The sequence below is a fragment of the Paenibacillus alvei DSM 29 genome (assembly GCF_000293805.1).
Classification (GTDB): domain Bacteria; phylum Bacillota; class Bacilli; order Paenibacillales; family Paenibacillaceae; genus Paenibacillus_B; species Paenibacillus_B alvei.
On the sequence record NZ_AMBZ01000006.1, the window covers coordinates 224,281 to 238,606 of the forward strand.

The 14,326-nt window shown below is 45.3% G+C and carries 15 protein-coding genes; 6 read left to right on the forward strand and 9 right to left on the reverse strand.

Going from position 1 to position 14,326, the window contains the following annotated elements:
* Positions 1 to 84 precede the first annotated feature (84 nt).
* Both PAV_RS20285 and PAV_RS20290 read right to left on the reverse strand, forming a co-directional pair.
* Entirely contained in the window at positions 85 to 1,479 is a 1,395-nt protein-coding gene (locus tag PAV_RS20285) for a sensor histidine kinase (protein WP_040736340.1), read from the reverse strand.
* Positions 1,472 to 2,125, reverse strand: a complete 654-nt coding sequence (locus tag PAV_RS20290) for a response regulator transcription factor (protein WP_005549428.1) — start codon at positions 2,123 to 2,125, stop codon at positions 1,472 to 1,474. Before PAV_RS20290 ends, PAV_RS20285 begins: the two co-directional genes overlap by 8 nt.
* A gap of 226 nt (positions 2,126 to 2,351) precedes the next feature.
* On the opposite strand from PAV_RS20290, the gene PAV_RS20295 reads away from it, so the two are divergent.
* From PAV_RS20295 to PAV_RS20310, 5 genes are all read left to right on the forward strand, one after another.
* Positions 2,352 to 3,776 carry an MFS transporter gene (locus tag PAV_RS20295; protein ID WP_005549429.1) on the forward strand — a complete coding sequence of 475 codons (1,425 nt, stop codon included), beginning with the start codon at positions 2,352 to 2,354 and terminating at the stop codon, positions 3,774 to 3,776.
* A gap of 424 nt (positions 3,777 to 4,200) precedes the next feature.
* A complete protein-coding gene (locus tag PAV_RS20300; RefSeq protein WP_005549430.1) occupies positions 4,201 to 4,800 on the forward strand; it encodes an ECF transporter S component in 600 nt (199 codons plus the stop codon).
* 68 nt (positions 4,801 to 4,868) lie between these two features.
* Entirely contained in the window at positions 4,869 to 5,945 is a 1,077-nt protein-coding gene (locus PAV_RS20305) for an ABC transporter ATP-binding protein (protein WP_005549431.1), read from the forward strand.
* Positions 5,899 to 6,441 carry an ABC transporter ATP-binding protein gene (locus tag PAV_RS37375; protein ID WP_005549432.1) on the forward strand — a complete coding sequence of 181 codons (543 nt, stop codon included), beginning with the start codon at positions 5,899 to 5,901 and terminating at the stop codon, positions 6,439 to 6,441. Before PAV_RS20305 ends, PAV_RS37375 begins: the two co-directional genes overlap by 47 nt.
* Complete coding sequence (locus PAV_RS20310; protein WP_005549433.1) at positions 6,438 to 7,244, forward strand: energy-coupling factor transporter transmembrane component T family protein; 807 nt, start codon at positions 6,438 to 6,440, stop codon at positions 7,242 to 7,244. Before PAV_RS37375 ends, PAV_RS20310 begins: the two co-directional genes overlap by 4 nt.
* Positions 7,245 to 7,298: 54 nt before the next feature.
* Here PAV_RS20310 and PAV_RS20315 read toward each other — a convergent pair whose 3' ends face one another.
* The 5 genes from PAV_RS20315 to PAV_RS20335 all read right to left on the reverse strand — a co-directional run bounded on the left by PAV_RS20315 (position 7,299) and on the right by PAV_RS20335 (position 12,668).
* Positions 7,299 to 8,999 (reverse strand): DUF4179 domain-containing protein, encoded by a 1,701-nt coding sequence (locus tag PAV_RS20315; protein ID WP_167549043.1) that lies wholly within the window; start codon positions 8,997 to 8,999, stop codon positions 7,299 to 7,301.
* Positions 8,956 to 9,543: an RNA polymerase sigma factor gene (locus PAV_RS20320; protein WP_005549435.1), complete on the reverse strand. Its 588-nt coding sequence runs from the start codon at positions 9,541 to 9,543 to the stop codon at positions 8,956 to 8,958. The genes PAV_RS20315 and PAV_RS20320 overlap by 44 nt, the downstream gene beginning before the upstream one ends.
* A 147-nt stretch (positions 9,544 to 9,690) precedes the next feature.
* The gene (locus tag PAV_RS20325) at positions 9,691 to 10,632 is read right to left on the reverse strand and encodes a DMT family transporter (protein WP_005549436.1); all 942 of its coding nucleotides are present in this window, start codon (positions 10,630 to 10,632) and stop codon (positions 9,691 to 9,693) included.
* Between the two features lie 283 nt (positions 10,633 to 10,915).
* On the reverse strand, positions 10,916 to 11,257 hold the full coding sequence (locus PAV_RS20330; RefSeq protein ID WP_005549438.1) for an ArsR/SmtB family transcription factor: 342 nt from the start codon (positions 11,255 to 11,257) through the stop codon (positions 10,916 to 10,918).
* 337 nt (positions 11,258 to 11,594) lie between these two features.
* A complete protein-coding gene (locus PAV_RS20335; RefSeq protein WP_051135171.1) occupies positions 11,595 to 12,668 on the reverse strand; it encodes a hypothetical protein in 1,074 nt (357 codons plus the stop codon).
* 164 nt (positions 12,669 to 12,832) lie between these two features.
* Here PAV_RS20335 and PAV_RS20340 point away from each other — a divergent pair, with 164 nt between their 5' ends.
* Entirely contained in the window at positions 12,833 to 13,300 is a 468-nt protein-coding gene (locus PAV_RS20340; RefSeq protein ID WP_005549441.1) for a DUF421 domain-containing protein, read from the forward strand.
* Positions 13,301 to 13,529: 229 nt separating this feature from the next.
* Here the strand turns inward: PAV_RS20340 and PAV_RS20345 are convergent, their stop codons facing one another.
* Both PAV_RS20345 and PAV_RS20350 read right to left on the reverse strand, forming a co-directional pair.
* Positions 13,530 to 13,832 (reverse strand): antibiotic biosynthesis monooxygenase family protein, encoded by a 303-nt coding sequence (locus tag PAV_RS20345; protein ID WP_005549442.1) that lies wholly within the window; start codon positions 13,830 to 13,832, stop codon positions 13,530 to 13,532.
* Between the two features lie 39 nt (positions 13,833 to 13,871).
* On the reverse strand, positions 13,872 to 14,324 hold the full coding sequence (locus tag PAV_RS20350; protein ID WP_005549443.1) for a hypothetical protein: 453 nt from the start codon (positions 14,322 to 14,324) through the stop codon (positions 13,872 to 13,874).
* Between the last annotated feature and the right edge of the window lie 2 nt (positions 14,325 to 14,326).

Below are 14,326 nucleotides of genomic sequence, written 5' to 3' on the forward strand. Positions count from 1 at the left end.
TACCCTTTTTGATTGATCATAAGCAATAGAGAAAGACTGTCACTGTACTGTTCGATAACACAACTTTGAAGCAATATGACCGTATTATCTTTCTTGAGGGCAAAGCGGCAATGCAAAATGAAATTCGATAACGCCTTTCTGCAAGCGCACACCAAATTTTGCTTCATGTTTCTGCAATATCCCATGAACAATAGACAAACCTAACCCAGTTCCGCTGAACTGCTTGCTGCGAGAACTCTCTGCGACGAAGAACGGTCCCCACAACTGTTTGAGCTCTGCTTCTGTCATGGATAGCTCACATCCATTTCGAATAAACAGAGTTAGCTCAATCTGACTCGTTACAAGCACAATCTCTATTTTCCCATTTGTCGTATATTTCACCGCATTCGATATCAAATTGGTAATGGCCATTTCCAGCTTCAACTTGTCGGCCTTCACACAGCATCGTTCCGCATCCTTATGTTTCACGGTCAGTTCAAGCGAATGTTGCTTAAGGGGCAGCTCAAACGCTGAGATAATCCGTTCCAAAAGAGGGATGATAGGAACGGATTCAATATCTAACTGTTCCGCTTGCAATCGAGACCACTCCAACAGGTTTGTAATGAGCTCGGACATATTGTCTGTCTGCTTCTCAATAACATCCGCGTAGGTGCCGTCGTCAAGCCCGTCCTTCATTCCGGCAGCGTATGCCTTAATTACCGCGAGCGGTGTCTTTAACTCGTGAGAAATGTCGCGAATGAAGACGCGCAAATTTCGGTTTCGCTCCTCCAGCTCAGTGTGGGCCTGCTCCAGCTTTGTGCTCATTGAATTGATGCTGTGAGCGAGCTCTTCGATTTCATCGCCCGTTCGAATGTCCACCTTCTGAAAGGTCAGTTCTGCAATTTCCTCAGCCGTTATTTTCAATTGCTCCAAGGGCCGTACGGTTCGCTTGGAAAACCACGCGGCGAGCACAATTGCAAGAAGAAGCGCTCCAACTGCGATCCATAAATTGAACTGATTGACAATTCGTATCGTGTCGCCAGAATTGGCCACAGATTCGCCTGCCGCAAATATTAAGCCTTCCTTCAGAACAAATGTGACGATCACGCTCGATTTCAGTTTTTCTTGCTGGTACGTCTTCGTGACTGTACCTCCGCGCATAAGCTGTGCAACACTGTCTTCTGTCAACCAAAACTTACTCATGGCGAAGCGCTCACGTGTAAATTGCCCCCGGAGTGTCCAATTCAAGCGATCAATGTCATGATCATATGGAGTGTGAATGATCGTCAGTTGATATTCATCTGCTATCCGCTCCGTCTCTTCAAGCAGTTGCTTTGGCTCAATGCTCCGCAGCTTTTCTACAGCCTCAGTCAACGATGCCCGCTTCTTGTAAATAAAATAATTCGGCATAAAAAATGTATTTACGCAATAAGAAAGTCCGAAAACGACAACAAGGATGAGTGCAATATGCACGAATAGCTTTCGACTTAGCTTATTCATGGCGGCGCGGATGCTCGAAGCTATACCCCATCCCACGGTGTGTCAGTATCCATTCTTCACCGATCTTTTCCCGCAGCCTGCGTATATGGGTATCGACTGTCCGCTCTTCGCCGAAATAATCGTAGCCCCACACATGATCGAGCAGCGCCTTGCGGGATAGGATCTGGCCTTTGTTCACGATAAAAAATTTCATAAGCTGAAATTCCTTCTTCGTAACCCGCAAATCTGTTCCAGCCTTGCTAATCTTCTGTCCTTCCATGTCAACTTGAATCTCGCCGAATAGATACTGCGCCTGTAAATTCAACAGCTTCTTGACCCTTGCTAGTAAGATACGTGGATCGAACGGCTTCCTTATATATTCGTCAGCACCAGACTCCAATGCCTTCAACTCGTCTTCATACTCACCCTTCGCCGTAAGCATCAGCACCTTGAGCTTCGAATTCGCCTTCATCTCTTTGCACACATCGATTCCACTCTTAAAAGGCATCATCCAATCCAGAACGGCCAAGTCGAGCGCCTGATGATAATAGATGTCGAGCGCCTTAATCCCATTCTCTGCCGTAAAGGTTTGAAATCCTTCTTTTTCAAAATAAGCAACTAATATGTTGAGCATATGCGGTTCATCGTCAGCAATTAATACATTCATCAGTTTGTAACTCCTTCTATTGTAGCTATTCATTGATGCATTCTATATTATTGCATTTTTAATTGAATAAGGAAAATACTGCGGTTATACTGAATACAACAAATGTAAGGAGGAGTTACGATGAAGTGCGTAATACAAAATGGGGCAGGTTATAATCGGGGATAACGCATCATTCGCCCTGTAAACTGCGCGATTCCCCTTCATGATAGAAAGGGGTTTCCCGTTCGTGGAACAAATAAATCAAGACAATCGCGCATGCGTATCTGCGGAAGAACAATCAAGTCATTCTTTCCGTGATGTAAAGAAATCTTTTGCATGGTTAAGCTTCTTGGCATTCTTCAGTGTATTGAACGAAACCGTGTTTAATGTATCTTTGCCTGATATTTCACATCATTTCGGCGTAAGCCCTTCGGTAGCAAATTGGGTTAACACTTGCTTCATGATTTCCTTTGCGCTCGGATCGGTCATTTACGGGACACTATCCAGCAAACACGGAATTAAGAAGCTTTTGCTGTTCGGCGTGCTCACCTACGGTATCGGCTCCATACTCGGATTCCTTGGCCATTCCTATTTGCCCGCCGTATTTGCAGCCAGATTCATACAAGGAGCCGGCGCATCAGCGGTGCCAGGTCTGATTATGGTCATGGTGACTCGGTATATTAGAGCAGACCACCGCGGCAAGGCGTTCGGCCTCATCGGTTCCATGGTAGCGCTCGGTGAAGGAATTGGACCGGCAGCAGGCGGAGTACTCGCCGGATACATCCATTGGGCTTATCTATTTCTCATTCCGATGATGACGGTGATCAGTCTTCCTTTCTTCTTGACTGCCTTGCCAAAAGAGCCCTCAAAGGAAGGGAACACCGATATTCCGGGCATTTTACTGCTATCGACCGGTATTATTCTGTTTACCTTATTTACGACTACGTACCATTGGCTTTACCTCGCAGCCAGTGTCCTTGTCATATTAGGGTTTGCCCAGCATATCCGCCGTACGAGCGAACCGTTTATTGCACCATCCTTGTTCACCAACCATCATTTTGTGCTCGGTACGCTTGCGGGCTCCATCTTGCTGGGTACGATCGCAGGATTTATCTCCATGGTGCCCTACATGATGCGGAATGTGCATCATTTATCAACAGCATGGATTGGCAGCGCGATCTTGTTTCCAGGGACGATGAGCGTCATCGTGTTCGGTATTCTGGGCGGATCGCTCGTTGACAAGCGTGGAACCTCGTTTGTATTTGCCACTGGTCTCGGGCTTATTACCTGCAGCTTTACGATGCTGATATTGTGGGGTCAGGAGTCGCCATGTTATATGACAGGAGCGCTCGTACTCGTATTCGGCGGACTATCCTTTATTAAGACCGTCATATCGACGACAGTCGCGGAATCACTAAGTGAGGAACAAGCTGGCGAAGGAATGAGCATGCTTAGCTTTGCGTGCTTCTTGGCTGAAGGTATCGGGATAGCTGTAGTAGGCGGTCTGCTTACACATGGCGAGCTGCTCGCCACGTTGCTGCCTGCTTTCACAAGAGGCTCAGTATCCTCCTTATACAGCAGTTTGATGATCTTCTTCATTGCTGTACTCCTTGTCGGCAGTATCGTATATGGCTTGTCACGAAAACGAAAATCCAGTATTTCACGCAGTTAACCATTTATGAAGATCAGGATATTCCTGATCTTCATTTTTATTTTCCACGCTTCTTTCCATAAGATGAGGGTTATCCATCTTCATATCGTAGAGTACGCTGATCCTAACTAGAATTTATGATGCACCATCTTCTGTCTGTTTCTATCTATTTTATGATTTTTTTGTAAACATTTCATTGTCAACTTGACATGGATATTGTATGATATGAGCAATTGCATAGTCATACAAATTCGGGGGCTTGAGGAATCGGGCTGAGATTGTAGCTGACCATACCGCTACTGACCGTTAATCTGATCTGGGTAATGCCAGCGTAGAGAAGATGTATTTGTCGCGTGATCATGCACAAGCTGTGGTCTATGACTCTTTCTACCGTCTGGCTGCCAGACGGTTTTTTTGTATGATCGATATCCAAAAGGAGAGGGTTATGTTGCCAGAACAACAGAGAAGCAGCAACAAATTAAAATTCACGGATATTCTTATTACCGTGATGATCGGTGTCGTATTCGGTGTCATCTTTAAAATGTGGGAGAGCGTCTACAGCCTTGCCAAGCCGTTGTTCCCGCAAGCAGGACAATTAACGTATGGCATGTGGTTTATGGCTGGTCCGTTCGCATACTTGGTCATCCGCAAGCCGGGTGTGTGCTTCCTCGCAAGTCTAGCAGCTGCAAACCTATCTGCCATACTCGGATCTGCTTGGGGATTAGAGACCATTGTATACGGGTGTGTGCAAGGTCTCGCAGCAGAACTGGCATTTGCCTCGACTGGATATCGCAAACACAGCATCTTTCTTGCAGGACTCGCAGGCATTTTATCTGCTATTGGTTCCTTCGTTATTGATCTTGCGTACGGTTATGCAGATTATGAAACTTGGGTTCTCGTACTCAAGTACGGACTTCGTGTGATCAGTGCCTTTATTTTCGCCGGCATCTTTGCTGATCTTCTCGTCCGTGCTTTGGAAGCAACAGGCGTAACCAAATCCATTCGCCCTCTATCCAAAGAAGATTACGCGGTACTTGACCGATAATGTAAAATACGAAACAATGAATACGGAATTTGTGGCTGAACCACAGATTCAGAATAAGGTGGTTACCTATGCAACAAAAGTCTTATACGAATTCGTCTGCATATGTTGACCGTTTGCGCCTAACTTTCCCAGGAGAGGAATCCTTGCTGTTCAAGGACCTCTCCTTCAACATTTCTACTGGTGAGAAGGTTCTGCTCCTCGGGCCAAGCGGCTGCGGAAAGTCTACACTGCTGCAAGTGTTAAGCGGAATTATCCCCCATTCCATCGAAGTTCCGCTCAAATACGATGCGATTAAGCTTCCATCTCGCTGGGGGTTCGTCTTTCAAGATCCAGATAGTCAATTTTGTATGCCATATGTCGATGAAGAGCTTGCTTTCGTGCTGGAAAATCTCTCGATCCCGAAAGAGCATATGCAAGCATACATGACAGACATTCTTGAGCGTGTGGGCTTGCAATTCGCTGATCTTCACATCGAAATCAGCACGCTGTCACAGGGAATGAAGCAGCGGCTTGCACTTGCTTCGGTGTTGCTGCTCGAGCCGGAAGTATTGTTCCTTGACGAGCCATCCGCACTTCTCGATCCAGAAGGCACGAAGCAAATATGGGACACGGTGAAAAGAGCCGCCATTTCCTCCACCATCTTGATCGTGGAACATAAGATTGAGCATGTCATCGATATGATTGATCGGGTTGTATTGTTCGACAACTCTGGGAATATTCTAGCAGACGATGAGCCCAATATTATCTTTCAGCGCCATAAGGATAAGCTCATCGAGTATGGCATCTGGTATCCAGACGTATGGCTGGATTATTTGCAGTCGGAAGCCTACCGAACCATCGTTCAAAGTAGAAATGAAGTTAGAGCACACCAAGACGGAATGAACCCAGCCTGTAAACTCCAGTTCGGGAATAATCGGGCAGAACCGATTCTATCCTTGCAGGATTTCGCGGGATATTACGAAGACATTCGTAAAATATATGTATCTGCATGTGATGTCTATTCTGGAGAATGGATTGCAATCGTTGGAGCAAATGGTGCAGGAAAAAGCACTCTGCTGCTGTCCCTTATGCAGATTATCCGCACAAGCGGAACCTATTATGTCTCAGGCAAAAAGATTGCATCTTCGCGTAAAAAGATGGTTTAAAGCATTATCCAGCAAGGTACAGCGCCCTCCAGCCGAGCTGGCATTCGTCTTTCAAAATCCAGAAATGCAGTTCCTTACTGATTCCATCTATAACGAAATGGCTTATGAATCAAGGCAAGAAAGAATGGATGAGAACGACATTGCACGAAGAATTGAACAGATGTTAACAGCATTCGATCTGAACGTAAGTCACGAACGGCATCCCTATCATCTATCTTTGGGCCAGAAACGCAGATTAAGCGTTGCAACAGCTATGATGCGAGAACGCCCTGTTCTGCTGCTGGATGAGCCCACCTTCGGACAAGATGCCAAAAATACATTTGCAATGCTAGAAAAATTGGAACAACTGCGGTCAAACGGAACTACCATCATTATGATCACACATGATATGCACATTGCCAATAGTTTCGCTGATCGGGTATGGCAAATTGATGACGGCAAATTGTTGAAAATGACCGTGCCTGTTCCTATCCTCAGGGAGGTGCAGTTGACATGAATTTGCTTGCGCCTAAGTCTGAGACATGGCTGCACCGGGTGAATCCCGCAATCAAGCTTGTCGTTTTTATCATTCTGCTCCTTGTAGCACTGCTTAACCGACAGCTTGATTTTGCGCTCTATCAGCTTGTCCTGTACACGCTGCTCCTGTTCCTATGCAGTGGTCATTCCAAGACAAAGCTGCTCTTATTGACGCTCCCCTTTCTGTTCTTATTCGTCTCGACAGCGTCCACTATGATTCTATTTGGTAAAGGAGAGCATGTATGGTGGTCTTGGGGATTGATCCGCATCTCGGAAGAAAGCTTCTATCGTGGGCTTGTCATCGGGGTGAAGACACTCTGCTTCGGTATGCTTGGGTTGACATTTGCCTTTACGACGAAGCCGATACTTCTGTTCTATGCACTCATGCAGCAGTTCCGGCTTCCGCCGCAATACGCTTATAGCTTCATCGCTTCCTTGCGGCTGCTCCCTGCGATTTGGGAAGATTACCGAACGCGATCACATGCACTCCAAATCCGTGGGGTTCGATATAAAAGCGGCTGGAGAGGAATCTTTGAACGCCTTCATACGTATGCCCTACCATTGCTCGCACAAAGCATTCGGCGCGCTCAACGCGTCGCTGTTGCAATGGAAGCGAAACGATTCCAAATGAACAAATCACGTACGTATTTTTACATTACACGGTACCATAGTATCGATCTTGCCTTCGTATTGTTGGTGTTCACTTTAGTCACGGCTATTTTTTGTTATCGCTTCGTTTTCCTCTATTTCACTTGGTCTATTGAACATGTTATCTCTGGATGATAAATGAAAAGAGGCTCAGTCCTGTTTGGACAGAAGAGCCTCTTCGTTCTTTCCTTATTCCTCGTACTTCCATGACACGGAATGCTTATACGCAGGGAGTTTCATCTTCCAATTGATATCCCGATAGATAAAATCGGTTGCCGTCCGTGTTAAGGTCAATTTCTTCGGCACATGATCCAACCCTAGAATGGTAAAGTCGCCATCGTAATCGATACCACCTCTAACATACGAGCCCCTGACGTCAATTGGATATTCATGTCCCTTCTCATCCTGGGCAATCCACCTTTGCCCAGTACTAACCGTAGACATGGTTCCAATCGCTTTTAACTTTAAAGATTTTTTGATCCCTTCAGCTTTGCTCACATAGGTTTCCTCGAACCCGTTCGGGTTCAACATTTTAAATTCATCACCAGCAGCCTTGAATACGGCTGGACCATCTTCCAAGCTTGCCAACGAGAAACTGATAGAATGATTCGTAAACTTCGGGAAGTGATAATCATCAATCCCTAATTCTCCTAAATTACCGAGATCCTTAAAAGCGCCAAACGTATCTATGCATGTCACTACTTTCGAATCCCCTTCTTCTCCTAACGTACAGCTTGACCGCAAGGGGAACATTGCCGGGCGCTCATCATAATCATGATATTTGTGGTCTCGAATATTGAGAGCTATATACTTGCCCTCTGTATCCTTAATGTAGTATCCGATTTCATGATAAGTATATAGCGCTAGATCCTCATTACGTGGTGCGGCACCTGCAGGAAGCTTCGACTGAAACTCGATTTGAAATGCGCTAGCGTGAAAAATCATGCGCGTCGGCTTAATTCTTGTTCCATCAGGTGCCATATATTCGCCGTTCAATGGAATCTCCCTTACCTTCTTCCTAGCTTCCGTCATATCCACATCAATTGAGAAGCGCCAATCTCCATTTACTAGTGTATATGCAACCTTGTCGCCTTCCCAACCAATTACGTCTATATTTCCGCGTATTGTAATCTGGTCGGTGTCTAATGTCCCAATAAGGCCGAGATCAATCATCCCGTACTCTTTCCCCTTCTCGCCGCCTTCCATATTGTGCAGCCCAAATGACGCATTCGGATCGATAATCGACTTGCCATCCGCGTCAACAACATCAATGGAACGACGTTGCAGGTAATCGTTTTGCGACTTGCCGTCTGGCCGCAGCAAGCGGTAAGCGATGACAATGCGCGACGTATCCGCCACGACTTCCTTCACTTCCAGCGTGTAACCTTTATCTTTCTTTTCAATATTTACGAAATGATGAATACCGATGATATCGGAATTTAGTAACCCTACGTCCTCCGTGCTCTCGATCTGGAATAGTGACTTAATCCAGTTGGCTACTGTCGGTTGCGTGAAGCTGAGGATAGAAGCAAAAATCAAAATAATTGCGGCAGCGACCCATTTTTTTCGTGAAATCCTCTTTCGGGAAGCCATTTGTTCCATTATGGACACATTTCCCTTAGCATCCTCATTCCTTGCTTCTTGTTTCCCTGCAACTTCCTCATCTTCAATAACCGCCATGATGCGATCTGTAAAGGAATCATCCAGCTTGTACGGATACAACGTTTGGTGCATTACACCCTGCTCCTCTATGCATGTCTCCAGTAAATGCTGGCACGGTGTACAGCTCTCAATATGATCCATGGCGCTATCAAGCCGTCCATTTACCATCAGTTCCTCCATCTGCTCATACGTGAGACATCTCCCCGACATCACTGACTTCCCTGACATCATGGCTCCCTCCTTGTTCAATCAACTTCTTCAATGACTTTTTGGCTCGATACAACGCATTTTTCACTTGGTGCATAGTCAAGCTCGTAATCTCGCAGATTTCCTCATACGTACACTCGTTGGTATAGCGGAGCAGGATGACAATACGTTGCGCCGGCGGCAATTGCTGAATGAATTGCTGCACATGCTGCCGAGATTCCGCTCGCAAATACAACATCTCCGGTGTAGTTTCGTCTGCCACGGATTCTTGATCCCATTCGATTAATGTGATCTGCTTGCGTTTACATCGATCCTGATAAGTACGAACAGTGATGGTATATAACCATGCGGCGAAGCTCCTGCATGGATCATGATCGGCCAGCTTACGATATGCCTTGATAAACGCCTCTTGCGCAACGTCCTGAGCATCCTCATGGCTCGCCCCAATACCTCGCAATAGCCCGTACGTTTGCTCCCTATATCGATTGACAAGGACAGCGTATAATTCCTGCCTGCCGCCAAGAACCTGTGCGATAATATCTCTATCTAACTCGGTGCAGCTCATGGCTCTCCTCCCTCATTGTTGTGTGTTCATAGATATAGACGAACCTAGTGCTTGCAACTTCTCATATTTAGGACAATAATTTTTACGCGCAAAAAAGGAGAACCGAAGTTCCCCTTCCTATTTTCTATTCTACCTGATATTGTTTGTCTATTTTTTCACTGCATGCATTTCATTAAAGAATTGAGTAGACGACCGACTTGGTTGGATCGTTGCTAAGCACACACCTGCCAACACGAATAGGAGCCCAGCGAACAGCGACCAGGTCAAGCTGGCGCCATACAGCCACACAGAAAGAAGTGAAGTCACGATAGGTGTAAGGTTCAAATAGATACTTGCCTTGCTCGCCCCAATCTGGTGCACACCTAGATTAAAGATGATATATCCGATAAGTGTTCCGCATACCACCATATAGGCCATCTCCATCCATCCTTGAATGGACATTTCAGGCACCATCTCCCATCCTCCCTCAGGGATAGAACTGAATCCGAGAAAGATTGATCCGAGTAGCGTCATAACGGCAGTTGCAAACACGGGCGATACATCTTTGACTACCTTTTTTCCAACAAGACTGTATACAACCCCGCACAACAATGCACCGATAAATAATAAATCTCCCTCATTGAACGATAAGCTGGCCAATCGCTCAAGCGATCCCTTCGTAATAACCAGCACCACACCGATAAATGAAAGAGCCAAACTGATTCCCAGTTTTCCGTTCCAAGCCTCCTTGAAAAATAAAATAGCCCCTAGAGAAACGAACAGCGGCATCGTGGCGATGATGAGAGAGCCATTAATGGCTGATGTGTAGTGCAGCGCCACAAAAAACAAAGCATTATACCCGAATATCCCTGTTAGCGATATAATAACGAGTCCTTTCCAATTTGTCTTCAGCCCTTGCAGATTCCATTCTGATCGGACAGTAACTAGAAGCAATAAAAGGAGACCAGCCAATCCAAACCGAATCGTAGCGGCAACGAGCGGCGGAATTTCCGTGATCACATGTTCAGCCGTTGAAAATGACCCACCCCAAAATAAAGGCACGAGCAGCATAAGAAAATAAATGCTTTTGTTGACGCTGTGATTGTTCAAAATGAATCATCTCTCCCTGTATATAGATTATATGTTTAAACTTATAAACATAATGTGCAAAAAAATAACCACGCAGCAGCACACAATACGCCTATGGCCATTAGACTACTACGCGCCCATCTCCTCCAACATCAGATCGATGTGGTGGACGACACAGTTCGGACAGAAGAAGGAATTATCCGATTTTATGTAACAGATCCATTGGGAAATCGACTGAAGTTCTTAGAAAAGAACTAGCAGCTACGGACGATTCTTCTCTCCGAACCTAGCCATGCCCCCTTATTCACATACCCGCTTCAATGGACATCATCAAGTCTTTAATCGTCGTCATAAATTCTCTAGCGCTTAAGGAATACAGTTTCTCATTCGCTTGCTTATTGAATGTAATGAGACCGGCTTGTCTTAATATTTTCAGATGATGAGAGACGGCCGGTCTTGATATGTCCATCTGTTCGGTTATTTGATTCACATTTAAGGCGCTATGTTCAAGCAGAAGCATTATGATTTGCTGTCGATTCGTATCTCCAAGTGCTTGAAATATAGGTGTTGCCTGTTGAAACTTCTCCAGCACTTGGTCTTTATTGCTGCAATCGTATTGTGTGTGCTCAACTGTGATAATTCTCACCTCGTATGTTCAAATGTTTAAACATACTCTATTATGAGATCCACTTACTTGAATGTCAAGCGTAGTCAATTGATCTTGACGAACGATGTCTCGTTCATTCAGCCTCCAGCTCATGATCAATCTCAGCCACTTCGTCACCGTGTTCCAATTGCGAGCCGTCACATCCTTACCCAATTTTCAGAAATTGCTGGCTAGCTTGGAATCTAGGACACTTTGCGTCGATATAGACTATAAATTTCTCAGCCAACAATGTGAAACCCATCCTCACCGCCAATGCCATGAGACAGCATGGCAGCAACGTTTGGTTCAGGTTCAGACGCACGGCCTGTTTAGGGTGTTATGAAACCAAATAAATGCCCAACGGAAGATTCGATTCTCCAGCCGTCATCAGTTTACAGGTGAATGAACTCTCCCCAGGGGGAACAACAATCGCAGCAATCAAGCACACATTTGTGTTGTTAAGCATAATGGGTATACCTTTTACTTCTCCATCAACGAGAATAGCACCTGTATAGGCACCCCCACGCGGATTCAAGTAAATGCGGATGGCCGCTTCTCTTTCGGTATGATTATGCAGCGGAATATCAATCGAGTAAATAGCACCGAATTGGCCAAAATTATCGACTGCCCCCTCACCAATATCACTCGTGCTAACCGTGAACAGCAAGTCGGCAGCCGCCGCTCCGTTCATTTTCGTTCGCGCACACACCCGATAGACGCTTTCCGTTCCAACGATATATGCTGGCATGGCTGCATGTACCTCGGAATAAGACCAGCATCCGCGCGGATGGGTGCCATACGAAGGAAGGGGGTCTGAATGGACTAGTCGCAAGTCCGCAGCCATATCCCGGCTTACAACCGTACGGACAACATACTCCATGACATCAGCAGATGAATCTCGTGTTACTGTGAACTCATAAATGAACCCGGCAAAATAACCATGTTCCAATCTCACAGATTCGATTAGTGCCGTCCTCTGACAAGCTGCCTCTTTATCGACAGGAATACAATGCTCCATAGTATCGCTAAGACAAGCCTTTACAAGACATTGCCCTGCATGAATCATTTGATCGTTGATTGGTTGAACAAGAATCTCTCTCCGTACCTGCTGAATAGTAATATTACTTGATGTGGATATATTTTGAATGGTTACTCCTAGTTGCAATGGTTGTCCTGTTTCGTTGCGATGCCAGCCGAATATCCGATGTAGAACGAATTGCTCGTCCGAACGCATGATATGATGCCACAATGTCCCTTCTCTTCCCGGGAGTGACGATGAATTTAATATTTCAGGATTATCGCTAACCAGCAGACATCGTTGAGCAGATGATTCTGCAAGCTCTACATCCATAAATACCGAGATCGGTACATTCATGAAGTCGACTGGCAGGTCGTTTTGATAGTAATTCACAAAATCACTCATCCCCTCAACGTTTATATTCAAGTCTGCTGCTGCATTTACATGCTATGTACAAAAACGAAAAATAGCAAAAAAACCGACCAATGTCATTGCCGGCTGTTCGGATATTTCCCTATATCAGGGGTAAAATACGAAAAATAGAAAGGTGTGTATTTATGGAGGTTATAGGACGTACATTTTTAGCATTTATCGCCATGCTTTTATTCAATCGAATTCTTGGCAAGAAGCAAATGAGCCAAATTACCTTATTCAATTACATCACCGGTATTACCTTTGGTTCCATCGCTGCAGCCATGGCAATTGACCCGCATATATCTCTTCTCGACGGTGTCATCAGTTTGACAATGTGGAGCTTATTAACAATAGGAATTGGCACGCTCACCTTAAAAGTTCCACGTCTTCGCGTTATGTTAGACGGCGAGCCCACGATTATAATCAAAAAAGGCAAAATCCTAGAGAAGACAATGGCGTCTATGCACCTGAACATGGATGATGTAAGCATGCTGCTACGCGAGAAGGACGTATTTTCAATTCGAGATGTCGAATATGCTATTCTCGAGCCGCATGGCGGATTGAGTGTGCTAAAAAAAGTGACAAACAAGCGCCCACTAAAGAAGATTTGAAAATAGGCACGGAACCCATCTTATATATGCCAACCGAAGTTATCACTGATGGTTCCATTGTATATCAGAATCTTAGAGAGCTGAACCTAACGAAAGAATGGCTGAATCAAGCGCTGCACAATGCATGATGCTCGCCTGATCATATTCAAGAAATTTTTTATGCCGAACTTCAAAGCGACGGTACACTGCATATTGACAAAAGAAGAGACGCCGTAAAGTGAAAAGGGAATCAATAAAGCTGCACTGGTATCTGAACATAATGGTTCACGATGGGATCTATCTCATAATACTCATGCAACAGCGCATTCAACTGTTCGTATTGAACAGTATTTCGAAAGCCAACCGCATGCTCCTTCAACGAATGCCACCGGACGATAAGCAAATATCGATCGGCGGCCTCAACGCATTTATGCAGTTCATGGGAAATATATCCTCTAGACGATGTCAGAAGCGGCGATGCGTGACGGAAGCAGCTTTCGAAATCATTGCTCGTACCTGGTTTAATATGAAGCACCGCCACCTCTCTAATCATTTGACAATACGCCCCCTTTAAACATTACCTGCTACGGCATTAGAACCATGTCATGAAATAGGTATGGTTAACGGGTACCTCGTTCCGCTTGGCCCACTTCATCAGTTCTTCAATGCCACTCTGCGACTCTTGCGCAAAGGCAAAGCAGCAGTTCATCGGAATTATATGCTTTGATTTGAGTTGTATGCCGATTGCTGGACAATTTATTCCTTTTAGCTTAATCGCTTGAATCTCACTGCAATGGATCATGCGACCATTAACCGTGATCGTATCAGAAGCCGAGCTAATTTCCACTGTACGACGCGAACGCACCGCATATACCTCTACTGCTAACGATACAAGCACGATAGCTAGAACGGCCATCTGCATCATAAACAACAACGGGAAGGTTCGACCCGTCATCGCTGTAACCTGCAGCATTCCAAAGCTGAACAATAGAGAAGCTCCCAAAACTGCCTTCGTGCGCGTTGGATATTTCACCCGATAATTCATAT

What these genes read in the sequence shown, in the direction of transcription:
- PAV_RS20300 (WP_005549430.1), top strand. Translation starts at nt 4,201, where the DNA reads ATGTTGCCAGAACAACAGAGAAGCAGCAACAAATTAAAATTCACGGAT.
- PAV_RS20350 (WP_005549443.1), bottom strand. Translation starts at nt 14,324, where the DNA reads ATGAATTATCGGGTGAAATATCCAACGCGCACGAAGGCAGTTTTGGGA.
- PAV_RS20290 (WP_005549428.1), bottom strand. Translation starts at nt 2,125, where the DNA reads ATGAATGTATTAATTGCTGACGATGAACCGCATATGCTCAACATATTA.
- PAV_RS20310 (WP_005549433.1), top strand. Translation starts at nt 6,438, where the DNA reads ATGAATTTGCTTGCGCCTAAGTCTGAGACATGGCTGCACCGGGTGAAT.
- PAV_RS20320 (WP_005549435.1), bottom strand. Translation starts at nt 9,543, where the DNA reads ATGAGCTGCACCGAGTTAGATAGAGATATTATCGCACAGGTTCTTGGC.
- PAV_RS20345 (WP_005549442.1), bottom strand. Translation starts at nt 13,832, where the DNA reads ATGATTAGAGAGGTGGCGGTGCTTCATATTAAACCAGGTACGAGCAAT.
- PAV_RS20285 (WP_040736340.1), bottom strand. Translation starts at nt 1,479, where the DNA reads ATGAATAAGCTAAGTCGAAAGCTATTCGTGCATATTGCACTCATCCTT.
- PAV_RS20305 (WP_005549431.1), top strand. Translation starts at nt 4,869, where the DNA reads ATGCAACAAAAGTCTTATACGAATTCGTCTGCATATGTTGACCGTTTG.
- PAV_RS20315 (WP_167549043.1), bottom strand. Translation starts at nt 8,999, where the DNA reads ATGTCAGGGAAGTCAGTGATGTCGGGGAGATGTCTCACGTATGAGCAG.
- PAV_RS37375 (WP_005549432.1), top strand. Translation starts at nt 5,899, where the DNA reads ATGTCTCAGGCAAAAAGATTGCATCTTCGCGTAAAAAGATGGTTTAAA.
- PAV_RS20340 (WP_005549441.1), top strand. Translation starts at nt 12,833, where the DNA reads ATGGAGGTTATAGGACGTACATTTTTAGCATTTATCGCCATGCTTTTA.